This is a genomic window from Anaerolinea thermophila, assembly GCF_020723905.1.
Classification (GTDB): domain Bacteria; phylum Chloroflexota; class Anaerolineae; order Anaerolineales; family Anaerolineaceae; genus Anaerolinea; species Anaerolinea thermophila_A.
This window is the reverse complement of record NZ_DYHZ01000006.1, coordinates 123,910-140,937: the sequence shown is the minus strand read 5'-3', so window position 1 is coordinate 140,937 and position 17,028 is coordinate 123,910. Positions and strand designations below refer to the sequence as shown.

13 protein-coding genes are annotated in these 17,028 nt (G+C 48.5%); all 13 read right to left on the bottom strand.

All coding sequences use genetic code 11. The annotated features are described in order from the left end of the window. Positions 1-11: 11 nt before the first annotated feature. On the bottom strand, positions 12-905 hold the full coding sequence (locus LHF31_RS10490) for a glycosyltransferase family 2 protein (RefSeq protein WP_298009273.1): 894 nt from the start codon (positions 903-905) through the stop codon (positions 12-14). Continuing rightward, a complete protein-coding gene (locus LHF31_RS10485) occupies positions 902-2,113 on the bottom strand; it encodes a glycosyltransferase family 4 protein (RefSeq protein ID WP_298009276.1) in 1,212 nt (403 codons plus the stop codon). Before LHF31_RS10485 ends, LHF31_RS10490 begins: the two co-directional genes overlap by 4 nt. Further along, positions 2,113-3,099: a glycosyltransferase family 2 protein gene (locus LHF31_RS10480; protein WP_298009279.1), complete on the bottom strand. Its 987-nt coding sequence runs from the start codon at positions 3,097-3,099 to the stop codon at positions 2,113-2,115. The genes LHF31_RS10485 and LHF31_RS10480 overlap by 1 nt, the downstream gene beginning before the upstream one ends. Continuing rightward, positions 3,096-3,956, bottom strand: a complete 861-nt coding sequence (locus LHF31_RS10475; protein WP_298009282.1) for a PIG-L deacetylase family protein — start codon at positions 3,954-3,956, stop codon at positions 3,096-3,098. Before LHF31_RS10475 ends, LHF31_RS10480 begins: the two co-directional genes overlap by 4 nt. A 23-nt stretch (positions 3,957-3,979) precedes the next feature. Continuing rightward, positions 3,980-5,122, bottom strand: coding sequence for an NAD-dependent epimerase/dehydratase family protein (locus LHF31_RS10470; RefSeq protein WP_298009285.1), 1,143 nt, complete (start codon positions 5,120-5,122; stop codon positions 3,980-3,982). Next, a complete protein-coding gene (locus tag LHF31_RS10465) occupies positions 5,119-6,276 on the bottom strand; it encodes a glycosyltransferase (protein WP_298009287.1) in 1,158 nt (385 codons plus the stop codon). Before LHF31_RS10465 ends, LHF31_RS10470 begins: the two co-directional genes overlap by 4 nt. Then, positions 6,269-7,489, bottom strand: a complete 1,221-nt coding sequence (locus LHF31_RS10460) for a glycosyltransferase (RefSeq protein ID WP_298009290.1) — start codon at positions 7,487-7,489, stop codon at positions 6,269-6,271. Before LHF31_RS10460 ends, LHF31_RS10465 begins: the two co-directional genes overlap by 8 nt. After that, positions 7,476-8,762, bottom strand: coding sequence for a glycosyltransferase (locus LHF31_RS10455; RefSeq protein ID WP_298009292.1), 1,287 nt, complete (start codon positions 8,760-8,762; stop codon positions 7,476-7,478). Before LHF31_RS10455 ends, LHF31_RS10460 begins: the two co-directional genes overlap by 14 nt. Then, a complete protein-coding gene (locus LHF31_RS10450; protein WP_298009294.1) occupies positions 8,762-9,985 on the bottom strand; it encodes a polysaccharide pyruvyl transferase family protein in 1,224 nt (407 codons plus the stop codon). The genes LHF31_RS10455 and LHF31_RS10450 overlap by 1 nt, the downstream gene beginning before the upstream one ends. Before the next feature lie 7 nt (positions 9,986-9,992). Next, complete coding sequence (locus LHF31_RS10445) at positions 9,993-11,249, bottom strand: ABC transporter ATP-binding protein (RefSeq protein ID WP_298009296.1); 1,257 nt, start codon at positions 11,247-11,249, stop codon at positions 9,993-9,995. Further along, complete coding sequence (locus LHF31_RS10440; RefSeq protein ID WP_303774207.1) at positions 11,246-12,109, bottom strand: ABC transporter permease; 864 nt, start codon at positions 12,107-12,109, stop codon at positions 11,246-11,248. Before LHF31_RS10440 ends, LHF31_RS10445 begins: the two co-directional genes overlap by 4 nt. Positions 12,110-12,121: 12 nt before the next feature. Beyond that, positions 12,122-13,711: a hypothetical protein gene (locus LHF31_RS10435; protein ID WP_298009301.1), complete on the bottom strand. Its 1,590-nt coding sequence runs from the start codon at positions 13,709-13,711 to the stop codon at positions 12,122-12,124. An 84-nt stretch (positions 13,712-13,795) separates the two neighbouring features. Then, positions 13,796-16,993: a hypothetical protein gene (locus LHF31_RS10430; protein WP_303774206.1), complete on the bottom strand. Its 3,198-nt coding sequence runs from the start codon at positions 16,991-16,993 to the stop codon at positions 13,796-13,798. Positions 16,994-17,028: the final 35 nt, after the last annotated feature.

The following is a 17,028-nucleotide window of genomic DNA, read 5'->3' as shown; positions in this document are numbered from 1 at the left end:
GGAGTTCCGATTTATATGTTCTGTGAAAGGGGTCCCGATTTCCCCTGCAGGAAATCTTTCATTGCCAGCCAGAGTGCGTCTCGATGTAACCGTTTTGAACGCCATTTAGGGCGCACACTCCAGACGATCAGCGTGCGCAGGCTTTGAATCAGGGCATATGCCCAGGGGAGGAAGCCAGCCCGATGTTTGGCTAATAAACGGAAATGATTCCGAACCATGTAATACGTAATGTATGGGGGAGGTTCATAATCAGGGCGAACGCCAGCATGCCTGGCTTGAATTTCTGGCACGAAAAGACATTTCCAGCCTGCCTGCCTTGCCCGAATGCACCAGTCCAATTCTTCTTCATACAGGAAGAAACTTTCATCCAGATATCCGATTGAGCGAATCATTTGCGAACGGGCTAAGAGCGCACAACCCGACAGCCAGTCCACTTCCTCGGGGTGAACGTATTGTCCCTGATTGACCTGATTTTGTCCCCTGTGAGAAGGATGCCAGAAACGGTTCAACTGTCCACCGGCACTCTGGATCAGGTGATCAGAGTCTGCGTGGAGAATGAGAGGTCCTGCAAAACCTGCTAAAGGATCTGTTTCTGCAATCGAAATCAGGTGGAGAAGGTCGCTTCCTGTGAGGATTGCATCTTCATTAATCAAAAGAATCCAGTCAAAGTGGTTTTCCAGTGCCCAGCGAATCCCGACATTATTCCCACCTGCATAACCGAGATTTTGTGGCAATTCGATCATCGGGACGCCACGGATGGCTTTGCGCAGAATTTCTCTGGATTCTGGAGCAGAACCATTATCCACGACAAGGCGGGGAATATCCTCACCCAGCATTTCCAGACAACGAAGTGTATCCTGTGGTTTATTCCAGTTCAAGATGATAGCAAGGATATTCGGTTTCAATGGACTCCTGCCTTACTGGTTTGCATCAGATATTCTTCCAGTGTCTGAGTGGATTGTTCCCATGTCCAGTTCTTACGTACCATTTCGACACCGTTTTGTCCCATTTTCTTCAATCTGTCTGGTTGGTTGAGCATTTCCTGTAAAATTTCACCAAACCGGACGGGATCGCGTGGGGCAAGGCGTCCGGTCACCCCATCAACAATTGTTTCGGGCACTCCCCCTTCATCAATCCCCAGTACAGGGGTGCCGCAAGCCATGGCTTCCAGTGGAACCAGTCCAAAGGGTTCCTGAACTGGTGAATAAACCACTAACCGGGCTTTTTGATATTCCTGAGCCAGTTGTTCGCTGTTTAGATTGGTGAAAATTTCTATTTGTACACCATATTGTTCTGCCAACTGAAGCAGATAATCTCTCTCCTCATCTAATTGCATGTTACAGATCAACCGTAATGGAGGACGGCGAACTTCCGGAACGTAAGCCAGACTTTTGATGAGAAAATCGAATCCTTTTCGAGGGCTTAATTCGCCTACTGAGAGGATGTGACCTTCCCGATTGATTTTTTCGTTGGGGTGGAATTGTTCCGTATTGACGCCATAACGATTGAGGTAGGCGGGAACCGAGTAACTCTTCTGAAACTGCCGTAAGGTGAAATTCGAATTTGCCAGGAAAAGGTGCGTTTTTGCAACAGCCTGGTCTTGTATCGCTCTCAGTCGGTTTTGATACATTTGAATGAAAGGGTCAAAAGGTTCTGCGATTTTTCTCAGGACAGAAGAACGCAGGTAAGGGCGTTCGAAATTTCGGTTCACCTGATTGGGAAAATGCTCATGCAAATAGTAAACAGTTGGTGTGCTCAGAAAGAGATTCAGGATTGGGATGAAGGTGAACAGGCAGGGATGGGTAAAGACCACATCATATCCTCCCTGATCTATTTGTTCCGCCATGCGTTGATAGAGCGTAGTCAGTCTTCCCAGATCTCTCCAGCGTTGAAGTTGGTTTAACCTTCCTAAGGGGCTCTGATACAGGGGCAGGGGTTGAAAGGAGTAAACCAGGTGATGAAGTACCATGGGGCGAATATCGCAATATGCATGGTCGGCAGTGTTCAGGGTATAAACATGGACTTCGTGTTTCTGGACCAGCCGACGGGTCCATTCCATGAGGGCGCGTTTTGCGCCACCTGAGGGAAGGTTATGAAAGATTGCGATGCGCATTAGATGACCCTGACCCCTTTTTCCCAGAACTTGCGGCGGTAAAAACGAGTCACCCACAGTCCTTCAATTTTTCCACGCAGGTTGTTCAATTCAACCCAAAACCAGAAGAGGGGGGTGAGAAAATAATCCTGTGGAATGGTGCGCCTGAAAGGAAAAGAAAGTACTCGAAATCCAAAAGATGCCAGATACGTCAGTAAGGCTCTGAATTGCCGGAACATGGTTTTGATTTGCTCAGCAGGAGGCCATGGATAACCCGGAACATCTTTATAAATGGTACCCAGTAAAATTTCGGAATATCCGTAGATATAAAAATGCCTTCCCAGCCGTTTGACTGTGGGGCTGAAAATGTGATAGACCACAGCCTCAGGAACAAAGACAACCCGTTTCCCTGTTTGCAACTGCACCCGATAACTTAAGTCCACCTCTGCTCCAGTGTACATATGGGGATTGAACATCCCGGCGGCAATAAAATCGTCTCGCCGAATGGCGCAGTTTCCGGTAATCAATGCGGCAGGAAAATTGGGAGTAGCCTGATACGCGTTCTTGAAGGGTTTCATCTGGTCCAAAAATCGCTCAACTGGCGTGGAGGGTTGAAAGGCTTCAATTCTTCCGCCGGTTCCAACGACTGTTTCATCTGCAAAAGGGGCAACCAGATGCTTCAACCAGTCTGGTTCGGGAACACAATCACTATCGGTAAATACCAGGATTTCCCCCCTGGCTTCTTTTACGCCCGTGTTGGTTGCCGCATGAGGACCCTGAATTTGATGTTCGAAAACCAGTTTCACAGGATATTTCTGCACAAATTCGGGTGTGCCGTCGGTAGAGTTGTTATCCACCACAATCACTTCGTACTTTTCTCTGGGATAGTCCTGTTGAAAGATGGCATCCAGACAAGTCTGTATTGTGCGCATTCCGTTATACACAGGAATGACGATGGAGACCGAAGGAACGAAAGCAGGATTTAGATTTGAGTCAGCCGGGATCATGAATAACTCCAGTATCGTTCAGCATGTGCCCGGTATCCAAAAAAACGCCTCCAGATCCGTTCGCGTCTACCGCCTGAGCCGGCTAGAAGTTTACGAAGACGTTCTCCCCAGTGGATTGCCGCCGCTCGCTCTGCGGTGAAATCTTTTACCCGTTTCTCCATGTCTTCTCTATCTGCAAACATCATGGAAATCTGAGATTCGTACATGCACATGGCTTTGACTTTTTCTTTTACATCAATCAGTTCAGTGAAACAATGCCATTGGACTTCTCCAAACTCAGTTAGCGCTTTTTGAAGAGTCGTTGTGTCGTAAGCATGAGGGAAGTCTTCATAAAACCAGACCTGCCAGCCCTGTTGTTTTAACCATTTCGCAAATTCCCGTACCAGCACATGATCTACATGATTTCCGGCGGCAAGCGGTGCATACAAATGAACCTGCTCAGGAAAGAATCCAAGATCATGCCAGGCATTTTTCCAAAAGCGCATCAGGGCTTTTGCATCTTCAGGATGGGGAGGTCCGAATAAAGCAGACAAATCTGGATAAACTGCTTCTTGGTTCACTTTGCGATAGATGGCATCGCTTGTACCCCAGTAAATTGCCTGAACTTCCCATAATCCCAGAGCGCGGGAATCCTCTCCTAGCCGCAAAGCAATTGGATCGGAGGCATTCCCCCACATGTTGTGGTATTGTTGTGCAAAAGGAGTCAGCCTTCCTTCAGTCGGATGTCCAGCAAGGAAGTTAAGCACGGTTACGGCTTCACCGTGGCTTCGTTGTCTGAAGATGCGCCCTCCACACGAATAAATGGCATCGTCGAGATGGGGAGAAAAGTAAATATGTTGTCGGGATTGTGGCTTCATGGAATCAAACATTCTTTTTCAGATTAACCAGAGGGAGATGATACTTTCCGAACAACCCCGGCCTGTTTCATCAAGGCTTCTGCTGTCTTAAAGTAATCCAGGACATTTCCTTGATTGCCAATCCATTCCAGGTAATCTTTAAAAATTTGAGGGAGAGTTCTTGTGGGTTGCCACCCAAGAGCCTGCAATCGAGAAATATCTGAAACACTGTGGCGATTGTCCCCAAGCCGGTATTCCCCGGGAAGAAGGGGTTCAACATCCATTCCAAATTGTTGGGTGAGTACTCGGGCGTATTCTAAAACGGTGGTGGCGCAACCGCTCCCGACATTGAATACCTGATAATCTGCTCGCGGATCTTTCAATACGGTCATATTGGCTTCCACAACATCGGCAACATGCGTGAAATCCCGGGTCTGAAGCCCATCTTCGTAGATGATGGGTGGTAAACCATTCATCAGACGGACCGAGAAAATTCTGCAAATCCCTGAGTACTGATTGAAAAGAGATTGTCTTGGTCCCTGCACAATGGAATACCGCAGCGCTACGCTGGGTATGTGGTGCAGTTTTCCTAAACGTACCGCCGACAATTCCTCTGCATATTTACTGATGGCATAGGCGTTGTATGGATTGGCATATTCTTCCTTCAGTCGGAGGGGATTCATCTCTGTGTGACAGGATGGACAGATCACTTCCCAGCGCCCTTCCTGCAATTGCTCTTCATCGCGTGCAGGCGGTTGAACCATCTGTTGGTATTGCTGACAGTGGGGATTTATACACTGGTATTGCCCTTCTCCATAAACAGCCTGGCTGGAAGCAACGATAACTTTTTCTACGTTCAATCTGTATTCCAGAATCAGTTCGTGAATGAGCGCAGTGCTGACGCTGTTCACGTGGAGAAACCGGCTAAAGTCGGGCATGTAATCCTGATAGGCGGCTTCGTGAAATACGTACTGCACCCCTCGAAGGGCGCTTGCCAGTGTTTGCGCGTCTCTTACATCTCCCTGAACAAATTCAGCCTCGCCTGAAATCCAGGATGGTTTTCCGTTGGGATGAACCCGAGGGTCTAACAAGTCCAGTACACGCACTTCAAACCCTTCTTGAAGAAGCCGATCGACAAGATGAGAACCAATAAAACCTGCACCACCGGTAACCAGTACTTTGGTCATACATCCTCCTTGGGTGAGGGGGAAGGAGAAATCAGAGATTTCAATGCAATGGCAATTAATCCGCGGTTTTTCAGCCAGGTTGGGTCAAACAGTATCGCTTTTAAAGCATGGACAGGAACCTGTTTCTTTTTACCCTGCCTTACTTTTTCGAACGCCGCTGTAGCATGGAAGATTGCCCGGATGTATTGAGGCTTCCAGTGCTTCACTTCCTCTGGCAGTCCCTGAATCAGGGATTGAAGAAATATTTCCGGTTGATGGCACTGCGGAGAATGTGCAAAAGAGGCAAGCGAACTGAGCGCCTGGGGTGGGTCACCAATCCCCAGTGTGGGGTTGATTCGGAGCGCATTCTGTAACGAGTTTTTTCCTTCGATCGAATCTCCAGCCGAAAAAGCCCGTGCCGCGCCATTCAGGTAGGCATGCGCATAAGCCTGATCTTTTAAGTCCAGTATCTCCGAAGGAAGATTGGGAATAGAAAAGAATTTATCGAACATTCTCAACATGCCTTGCTTCATTAGGGCCGCATGCTTTGCCATATTTTGTCCGTGAATGCGGTAAAGCGTAACGGGTTTGGATAACCACTCCATAGGGCAGCCCAGGTAAGATAATCGAAGCCATAAATCCCAATCTTCCACGTAGCGCATGGTTTCGTCGAAATATCCTGCCTTTTCCAGCCAGACACGCCGAACCATCGTTGCTGAGACAATGATCGGGCAGCCCAGCACCCAGTCACTCAGGGTCAGAGTGGGATGGGACTCCCATGCGCGGGCTTCAAACAAGGGTTTAAGATGCGCATCCGTGAAAAACACATCTCCGGCAACCAGTCCGAGATCTGGCTGAGTTGCCATCCGTTGTACCTGCCATGCCAGTTTTTCAGGTAGAAAAGCATCGTCCGAGTCCAGGAAGGCTATCAGTTCGGCACGAGCGTTACGAATCCCTGTGTTTCTGGCGCCGGGTAAGCCCTTGTTCTCCTGATAGAGATAGCGGATTCTGGGGTCTTCCAGTGCCTGAATGATTTCCTTTGTGTTGTCGGTAGAGCCGTCATCCACAACCACAATTTCCCAGTCCTGGAAGGTCTGGGCTTGCACGCTGCGGATGGCGTCTAAAATCATGTCTGCACGGTTAAACGTGGGAAGGACGACGGTTACTTCAGGCATGACGCTTTCCAATCAGGTTTCTGAAGGTGTTAGCCAGGGTTTGCCCCAAAATTGCCTCCACAGACATGGATAGCACTCCCCGGTTTAGCAGGGCTCCAGGTACATGTGGCAGTCCTTTCCATAGCAACTGGCGGATTTTTTGAGTGTCTTTTCTCACATGTTGTTCAAATGCGCCGCTGATATACAACCAACCAATGGCTTTGTGGAGGAATGAGCCCGGCAGTTGAATATCTGAAGGGAGATTCTGGAACATGGCACGAATGAAGTGTATGGCTTCGTCATATGAGCCAGTGTCTTTCTCAATGATTTTTGCTCGGTCCACCGCAAGCCACATAATCCGCTGTGGGGAAACCCATTCCGGATCGATTTCTCCGATCCGCTTGAGGAAGGTTTTAGCGCGCTCAAATTCTCCCAATTGATAAGAGCCTAACGCCGCAAGGACAGTCATATGACATTGCGCCAGCGGAAGCAAATGGTTCTTAATCTCTTCTGGCATATGCCCCAGATTTTTTTCAATTACATACAGATGTTCTTGAAGGGCTTTTTCAGTGGATTGCCTCTGGAGAAGTTTTTTCCATCCAAACACGCGATAGTAAATGAGCGGTTCCGGGATGTATGCAAACGGTCCCAGGGCGGAAAGACGCCACCAGAGATCCCAATCTTCCCCGTGCGTAATGTGAATGTCAAAATTTCCTGCTTTGTTCAAAGCCTCTCGTCGCACCAGGGATGTGGAGCCTCCTCCATAAACCACGTTACCCTGTGCAAAGTCTTCAAAAAAAGAGCGAATCTCAATCCCCTCAGCAGGCTTTCCATCAATCCAATCTCCGCAAAATGCAGTAGGTTGACCCTCAGGATTTATAAAATACGCCTGTGAGAATACCAGAACCACTTCGGGATATTCATCCATGACCTTTACCTGGCGTTCCAGTTTTTGAGGGAGCCAGAGATCATCGGAGTCCAGAAAGGCAATTAATTCTCCCTGTGCGACCGTAAGCCCGTAATTCCGCGCGGCTGACCGTTCCTGATTTTCCTGAAACAGATACCGGATTTTGGACTGGTAAGGCGTAAGGACTTCCCGGGTATTATCGGTTGAGCCATCGTCAATCACAATGATCTCGTAATCCTGGTAAGTTTGCTGAAAAACACTTTCCAGCGTGGAAGGCAAAAATTGTGCGTTGTTATAGGTCGGGATGATGATGCTAACCCTGGGCATTAATTCCCTCTTTCCTCAAAAGAAGCGGGGCAGGTTGCTGAAAAATGGTTTCCAGCCATTCCTCCGCTTCTCTGGCTATGGCGTTCCAATCATATAAGCGTTCTACCAGAGCACGTCCATTTTGTTCCAGAGTTCTCCGCAAATCGGCATTTTCCATAACCTCAATGACACGTTCGGCAAAGGCTTCGGGAGTGTCCGCCAGTAAAATGTTTTTACCATGGGTGACTTCAAGCCCTTCAGCCCCAAGAGATGTGGAGACAATGGCTTTTCCCATTGCCATCCCATCGAGAATTTTCAGCCGTGTGCCTCCCCCTGTGCGTAAAGGAACTACCATTACCTCGGCTTGTTGGACAATCGGGCGAACATCTTCAACAAATCCAAGCGGTTCGACGCCTTCCTGCCCGATCAGTTCTTCCGGCGGGGATGCGCCAATGAGAATGAGCCTGGCATCGGGAAATCGCCCGCGGATTTTGGGAAAGATTTGGGTGTAGAAATATCTTACCGCATCGGCATTTGGCGGATAGGCGTAATTACCTAAATAGACCATGGTGTGGGGAATGGGAGTAGAAGAAGAGGGAGTGAAAAAATCTGTATCCACGCCGTTGGGTATCAACCTGACCGGTATTGAGCGACAACGCTTTTGCAGGATCTGTTTGTCTTTCTCCGAGACAGCCAATATGCCGTTGTATCGGCGATAATTTTTCTTTTCGTAATGGATAATTTTCAACCATTCAGGGAAGAAAAATAACCGGTCCACCCAGGATCCGGGAAATGTTTTCCTTGCTCTCCAGAATAGATTGGATTGCACATTGTGTGTTGAAAGCAGGCGGGGAATTTCAACATGTTCGGGGATGAGTTCTGCGTTTCCCTCAAACTCACTGATAATGAGGTCAAAGTGATTCTGGCGAAGAATTCCTTCAATGGCTTCAAGACGTTCGGGAGTTTTGGGGAGCCAGTAAACCCCCGGGGCTTTCACGTATCCAAAAGCGAACTCAAACAATCTGGGAATGCGCAAATGAGCCAGGACGCGTTTTAACAATCCCATTCCCCCTTGTGTGGGGAATGAAAAATTCTCTTCTTTAGGCAAAGGAATGACCTGATGACAGAACCCGGACACGCCCTGGAGATAGGCTTCTTCTCCATCCCAGATTGGTGATGCCCATGTGATTTGATATTTTTTCGAGAGACGGCTGTATAGATGATACAGACGGGCTTTCCCGCCGTCTTTGGGGGGAAAGGGAAGAATGTTTGCAATGACCAGAATCTTTTTCATCACGAGGATATATTTTTCTCAGCCAGTTCAATCACTTTGGGTAAGTGGATCTGGATTTGTTTTGCAAGTTCTTGTCTCTTCATAAAACGTTCAATAAAGAACTGGCTTAACTTACCGGGTTCCAGTAATTCTTCAGGTGCCATTGTCATATTGTCCATTTCAAAATGCTGAAACAGCCCTTCAAATTTGTCTTGATAGGCAATGCAGGCGACGGGAATTCCCTGACTCAGACAGGCAATGGCAAGATGCATTTTTCCGCTCAGAACAAATGCCAGTTTACTCACAATGTATTTGATCTCAGCGGTTGGACACGGCAGTGGGACAATTTTGCTCATTTGTTGAATAGATTCTGGAAGCGCATCGAATATTGCCTGTGCGATCACCACATCACTGGCTTTGCCGCGGATATCATGCGGGATAAACAGGAACCTGACTTCGGGGAACCGGTTATAGATATCCTGGATGGCAGATTGGTAGGCTTTGGCCAGTCTCTCCGCGCTGAGTGCTGGATATTTCTCAATGAGAACGTGGTTGGCATTGATGCCGACAACAATAGCATTTTGGTCCTGTTGTTGTTTGATCCACCCGAGCACCTCGGTGGAAACCTGTCCACCACTTCGGGGCTCGAGAAGAAATGCAATATCTGCTGTCAGGGTTACTGGACGTTGAAGATACCTTTCGAGCCTCTCTTTGCTAACAGGATCGCGTGCAAAGAGTTTGACCGATGCAGGCAATTCTCTTAAGGCCGTTACACAGGAAGATTCAGGATGGGCATTAAAACTGAAACTTACAATCCTGGTAGGACGTCCGGTTTGGGAACCGATTTTAGCGAGGTAAATGCGTTTAAGAGAGTCCTCAAGTGAATAGTACCCATCCATGACATCTGTGCCCAGCACGAAAAATTGCTCATACCGACTGATCGTATCACAAAAGGAGAAGCGGATTTTCCACGCCTGGTAATGGAAAAAATCTTCCAGGCAGAAAAACTCATCTACTCCTTTAATGAAAGACCAGTCATCGGCTTCCTGGTAATTGAGCAGGGCAATGCGTTTGACTCCACGTTTTGAAAGATTTTCAACAAATGAAGTCACAACAGCGGCATCTCCGTAACTCCCTGGAGAGTAAGGGGGGAGCAGTATGACGGAATTGGGGTAGGGTTTGATAAAAGTGCCCGCCCATCTGGCGTAGAACCTGAGCAAGTTGGATAAGATTTTTTGTTTCATGTGGTATTTATCCCGGGAGTATCCAGCGGTGAGGAAAGATGACACTCCCAAGCCGTTGGCTTCGGTTATCAATGGGACGGCCTCTTAATCGTCCCTGTTCAACGTTAAAAATGGCCGCAGCCTCAACGTGATCCTGCATTTCACCATTGGCTTTTATCCCAACGTTAATCCGATAACGTCCGGGGAGCAAAGGTAATTCGTGAATCCAGCAAATGACCTTATCATGCAGTTCGGGGGATTTCTGATCTTCCGGGCTGGAGTCAATACTGTTAAAGTAGGCTACCGGATTTCCCTGCAAATCGCAAATGGTGAAATCCAGATATTCAAACACTGTGTTAGGTTCGAGATGAGAGAGATGGAATACAAATTGAGCAGGTTCCCCGGTGATCAGCGTGAGGGCTGTAAGGTGACTCTGGTCTGTAATATCCACTCCAACCAGGCGGATGTTTCCCAATCCGCTTCGGTCTGAGCGTTCAGAAATTTCTTGCTGAGAAATTTCATCAATGATTTTGAGATACATCTTCACTGCCTCGCTGATGGTGCCATCCACCAGAACTTCCCCTTTTTGCAGGTAAAGTCCTCGATTGCACAGGGATTGAACCGCTGCCATGTTGTGACTGACGAACAGAACCGTGCGTCCTTCAGTCGCCACCTGGCTCATTTTCCCCAGACATTTTTGTTGAAATTCTGCATCACCCACTGCAAGAACTTCGTCAATCAGCAGGACTTCAGGCTCCAGATGTGCGGCAACTGCAAAGCCCAGCCGCACCCGCATTCCTGAAGAATAATACTTAATGGGTGTGTCAATAAATCGTTCGATTCCAGAGAAGGCTATAATTTCATCAAACTTCCGCTCAATTTCTGCCCGTTTCATTCCTAAAATTGCCCCACTCAAGAAGACGTTTTCCCGTCCGGTCAATTCGGGATGAAATCCTGTACCTACCTCAAGTAAGGCTCCTACTCGCCCATAGATAACTGCACGTCCAGTTGTAGGTTCAGTGACCCGAGAGAGCAGTTTGAGCAGGGTACTTTTACCTGAACCGTTTCTCCCAATGACTCCGAGGACGTCCCCTTGCTTTACTTCAAACGAGACATTTTTCAATGCCCAGAGGGTTTCTTCGGGTTGGAAGAAAGCCCCCAGAAAATATCGCATGGAATGGGCAAGATGACGAAGGGGCGAAGGTTTATGCAAAGCCTCATTTTGATTGCGCCCGATGCGATATTTTTTTGAAAGGTTATCAACATGAATTGCAATGTCGCTCATAGGTAATCCACAATTGTTCGTTCAGTGCGTCGGAAAATAAAGGCTCCTAATAACATAGCCACAAACATCAATCCCATGGAAATCCAGAAGGTGATATCTGGAGGTGAGCCAATTCCAAGAAGCGACCATCGAAATCCTTCGATAATACCTGCCATTGGATTCAACCGATAGAAAAATCGCAAAGCCTCAGGAACCTGATTCACCGGGTAAATGACCGGTGAAAGGTACATCATGGCTTGTAACAGAAAGTTGATTGCAAAAGAAACATCTCGAAATCTTACGGAGAGTGTTGACAACCAGAGACCTACAGTCAGCGCCAGCAACATCGAAGCCAGGATGAAACCAGGCAACCAGAGGATTTCAATCCGGATCGGGACTTTGAAATACAACATAAACAACAGGAAAATCCCGAAAGATGCTGCAAAGTCCACCAGTCCAGAAAGTACACCAGCAATCGCGATAATTATCCGGGGGAAGTACACTTTTGAGATAATTTCCATATTTTGAACCAGACTGCCAGCGGAACGCAAAACTGCATTCGAGAAATATCCCCACGGCAGTAACGCAGAGAGGGAGAAGAGAGCGTAAGGGAGATTATCGCTGGGAACTTTTACAAAGGTACCGAAAACCAGTGTCAGAATGACCACATTCAGCACAGGGCGAAGGAATATCCACGAAGCCCCCAGTGCTGTCTGGCGATACATTCCCCGCACTTCTCGCCAGATGAGAAGCCACAAAAGTTCTCGATATTCCCAGATGTCTTTCAGTCCCAGGGATATCCAGCCTTTTGTTGCCTCAATCACAGTGACATGTGGGTGATGTGAAGGTGTTGCAGATCGCGAAAGAGAATTTTCGACCATAATTATCCTATTCTACTCTGGAAAATCAATGATATACACTGCAGTTTCGTTGAAATTTCTGTGCTCGATGATGACGCCGCAGGGGGCTATCCAGCCGCGAAACCACGCTTCATTTTCGGCACTTGTCGGGTCACCCTGATAATTACCTTCCGGAAACAAAACGAAGAACATTCGTCCCCCTGAAGGCGGCTTTTGCAGTTCAGCACAGGAAAGATTTTCGATTCTTTCTACCCTTCTTACAGGTCTTCGGAGATAATACCATAGTGTGGGTTCTCGGGTGCTCAATAACAGGTCAGAAGGTTGCAGGTTTTGTTGCAAATAGGTGAACACCGGATGATTCTTAATGGGTTCAGACTCAATGCCTCTTCCTGTAATCATTTCCGGCAATTTTTGATAGGTCATTTGGGCATAAGAAATGATCAGGAAGACCATTGCCAGGAACAAAAGTGTCCTCGGCAAAAAATGTTTCCAGGATTGCCACAGGGAGTCAATGAAAAATACAATTAGCAAAAGTAAGAATGGATAACCGGGAATGAAATAACGGGGGAAATCCCACATTGCCCAGGAATTACCGAATAAAAAGAGAAAACCAAAATACCCTGCCAGGTAAAGAAGTACGGTGAGAACTGGCAGAGAAACCCATTTCTGAAAACCTTCTCGAATCTGCAATCTGGTTTTCCAGATGACTATTCCAGCAAGTATGAATGCCAGCAGCCCTGCCATCATGATCACTTCAACAGGGAGAGCGCTAAATGCTCTGCGAAAACCCAATCCCAGGCTTAAATCTGGCTTAAATTGATTGATCAGAAGTTGAAGCAGATACCCTCGAGTGGTGCGTTCAATTTCCCAGCCTGCAGAATTGGTGGCGCAGTAAAACTTTCCCGTTTGAAGGTAATTGCTCAGCAATACCAGAAATGTGGGTACCTGCGAGAGGAAAATGGCAGTGGTTTCCACAGCAGCCTGTTTCCATTCCCGGTGGATGATTGAACGGATGAGCATCATTGCGCCGACAATCCCAACGAGAAGCAGACCAACAATACGAGTCAGCGAGATCGAAGCCATGAGCAGGGCAAGGATGATCAAGACCTTTCTGGATGGGGGTGTCTTGCGAAAGTACAGGCTCAAACCCAGAATAACCCCGATTGTTAGGGGAAGGTATAACGACTCTGTCAGGGCGTAGGTCATATAATTGACCAGAGGTGGGAAGAGTAACAACAGCAGTCCTGTTGCCAGGGATGGGATCAAGCGATGGCTCCATTCCCACATCAGCCCGATTCCCAGCATTACCATGGAAAGCATGCCTGCAAGGATAACCCCTCTTAAAACAAAGCCTTCAGGCACTCCCAGCCAGAGAAAGAATGAAAGAAATGCAGGGAATCCGGGCATGTAGTCGCAATAACGGCGGGAGGATTCTTGCATGGGGGTTAATGTCATGTCTATTCGCAAGCCGTTCCCCTGTGCCAGGTTATAGGCTGCATTTAAATAAACACTGGTATCATGGGTGAGTGCCGGCGATATAGAAATGACGGTTTGCCCCAATAAAAGGGTGAGAATTCCGATCAGGAGAGATCCCGCCAGTAAAAGTCGCGTGTTGGATTTCATACCATTCCCTGAAAATTCATAATCAAGGAAGGGCTTGTCGGTTAATCGGCAAGCCCTTTTCGAAGAGGCTTAGCGGAGTAAATCTTACGGCGCAGGGACCAGGCGAATCCACGCCCAGCCATAGTATGGGTATGTTCCCTTACCGGTTAACAGGTCAGCGCGGTTGACATAAATCTCAAAAACGCCGTTGGTCACCGTGACGGTGCCAAGATTATATTCGTTGAAACCACCTCGAGTTCCATTAGCGGCTCTGAAGTTCATCGCTTGTGGGTTATCGGCTGTGTATCCCCAGTAGTATCTCAGATTGGCGTGCAGATATAGACCTGCATAGAAAGTGTAGCGTCCATTGGGCACTTCAGCATAGAAACGTTCTACTGGAGGACGTTCACTGACCGCGGCAAAAACTCCCGGATACCCCCTGGGTTCGTATAAGAATTCTGTCCATTGATTATCCGTGGCAATCAGATCACTGAAATTGGTTGTTGTAGTCAGGATAGGGCTTTGATGGGCGTCATCCCACACATCAAAGCGTATGGTGGTAGGTACGGGCGTTCTTGTGGGCGTTGTAGAAGGTGAAGTAAGGGTTCTGGTTGGTGTTGGAGTGGGCGGGACGGGTGTGTTGGTTGCGGTGGGCGGCAATGGGGTGGCGGTGGGCGGGACGGGTGTGTTGGTCGCGGTGGGCGGCAATGGGGTGGCAGTGGGCGGCAATGGGGTGGCGGTGGGCGGGACGGGTGTGTTGGTCGCCGTGGGTGGCAAGGGCGTTGCGGTGGGCGGCAATGGGGTGGCGGTGGGCGGGACAGGCGTGTCGGTCGCTGTGGGTGGCAATGGGGTGGCAGTGGGCGGGACAGGCGTGTCGGTCGCTGTGGGCGTAGGGGACACTGCCGGCACCTGTGGGATCAGTCGAATGTAAGACCAGCCGTAAAACGGGTAGGTGCTCGATCCAGGTAGCATATCAGCCCGATTCACAAACATTTCAAACAGCCCATTGGTGATGGTTACTGTCCCCAGGGTGTACTCGTAAAAGTCGCCGCTATTGCCGGTGGTTACATCATAAGAATACTGTTGTGGAGAAGTGGCACTGTATCCCCAGAAGTATCTGAGGTTGGCATGCTTGTACAGGTTGGCAATCAGGGTATACGTCCCTGAAGGAACAGTTTCATAAAAACGCATCAGAGGGGGCTGTTCTGCTGTTCCAGCAAAAATGCCCGGATATCCCCGCGGTTCGTAGAGAAATTCTGTCCACTGGTTATCGGTAGCATTTAACGCGTTGAGGTTTGTAGTGGTAACCAGTACTGGATCCTGATGCTGATCCTCATAGAGGTTAATTTGTATGGGTTGCCCGGGAATCGGGGTGGGGGAAAGGGTAGGGCTTGGGGTGGCTGTAGGTTGCTGGGTGGGATTCGGCGTTGAGGTGGGTTGTGTGGTAAATGTCGGGGTGGGTTGAACCGCAGTGGCTGTCGGTGTCAGCGGAATCGTTGTTGGCGTAGCCGTTGGGGGAGGTGGTACTCCCAAATCATAACTTACGGTGATATTGCCATTAAAAACCGGCACAGGCAGGAACCATCGTTGGATTTGTCCGTTGGATTCTGTGAAGACCATAAAGCGTGTTTCCAGATCGGTTCGCCCGCTTAAGGTTGTCTCAAGCAGTCCACTGACCGGATTAATCACGCTGCTGGAAATGTGGGAGGTATGCAGTGCTCTGACGTACTGGAGCGCATAGTCCAGCGTCACAAATTCGGGGTTATAGAATTGAACGCCATTATAAATTCCAGACAGGATGGAGTCCCAGTTGCCGGATGAGATGTTATGAATGTAATACTCATGTGTGAATAAGGTTGCCAGTACCAGACTGTTCAGGGCGCGGGAAATCTGGTTTACCCCGCGGGTGACGGTTGCTGAAACATTATTGTCAGGTGCCCATTCGTATGCAGGGATGCCGCGCATTTCACTGATCATGACCATGAATTCGCCATTCAATTCCGGGTGTCCCGAAATGGTCAGATCGTCAGCGTAGTAAAATGGACGATTGTCGGTGACGATACAATCTGTACCCGCCCATTTTCGATAAGGGCCAGCCTGGAGGCAATTGCCGTCATATAAACGGCCCGGCGGAATAGGGACACCTACAAATTCCACACCCCAGTTGTTCAATCCATTAAATGCGTTGGTCCCGATTTCGTAGTAATGGGGGATTACCAGTTTTGAAATCGGAATCTGGTTTAGGGTGTGCCATGCGCTGCCATCTGCAAAATTTTGGTTAATCACAGAGTCAGGAAGGTTTACACCCCCTTCATGGTTGAAGTAAAAGAAGTCCCAGGGGCTTCTTGCATGGATCGATACTGTTACCGATCCGGTATTCGCCAGCGAACGGAGAGTGTTCACATCGGTAATTGTGTCCAGGAAGATTCCTGTCCAGGGGCGGAACCCCTGGTTTACTGTCGAAACCAGCCATGGGAAAGGACCTTCCACATCGTCAATGCGAAGTGTCACGAATGGAGGAAGGGCTTGCAGCACGAAAGGCTTTCTTGCAGCCCAGACGATGCTTCGCCATACTATATCGTCCCATCCCTGCAGGGGTCCCCAAATATTAGGATTCATCCAGGCTATAGAACTCCACTGTATGGCTCGCCCCTGACCATAAATTCCCGCTATTAAGAGCGGTTGATTCCCAAGAGAGAGCAAAACAGATGTATTAGTCCCCAGAATGATTCCTTGAGGAGTAATGCTTCCAAAGAGGGTGTAGGTAGCATTGGTGTTTTGATTTTGCAAAATATAGGAGCCAATTGAGGCTTGGGATTGCACCTGAGCCTGGTTGGAAGAGATCCCGCTGTTGTACCCAAAGGAAAAGATGTTCTGAATAAATCCATAGAGAGGGGTTGTGCCATTTTGGGTGAGGAATGAATCAAAATTAACCAGTCCGGTTCCCTGGCTGACGGCATTGGTGATCAACTGGTGTTCGGATGCGTCCAGATAGGTGCCTTGTAAATCCAGTTGCCCATGCCCAATTATGATCAGGGCGTAATCGGAAATTTGCGAGGGGAGCGGTGAGGAAGAAATATCTACCAGGGTATAGGCAACGCCGAATTGATCCAGGTAAGGCTGAACCCATTGCTGGAATTCCCAGTACCGGGCACTGGTGGAATTGACCAGAACAATAGCGTCTGCCCGCTGAACTGTGGCTTGCGCTTTGACCGTTTGATTGGGTATTCCCATCAAACCTGAAATGAGAATCCCCAACAGCGTCAAAACGGTAATGACTTTATGTAATTTCACTTGTATCATTTCACTCCGCTCCTTTTTCTTGTACACTTCCCTCG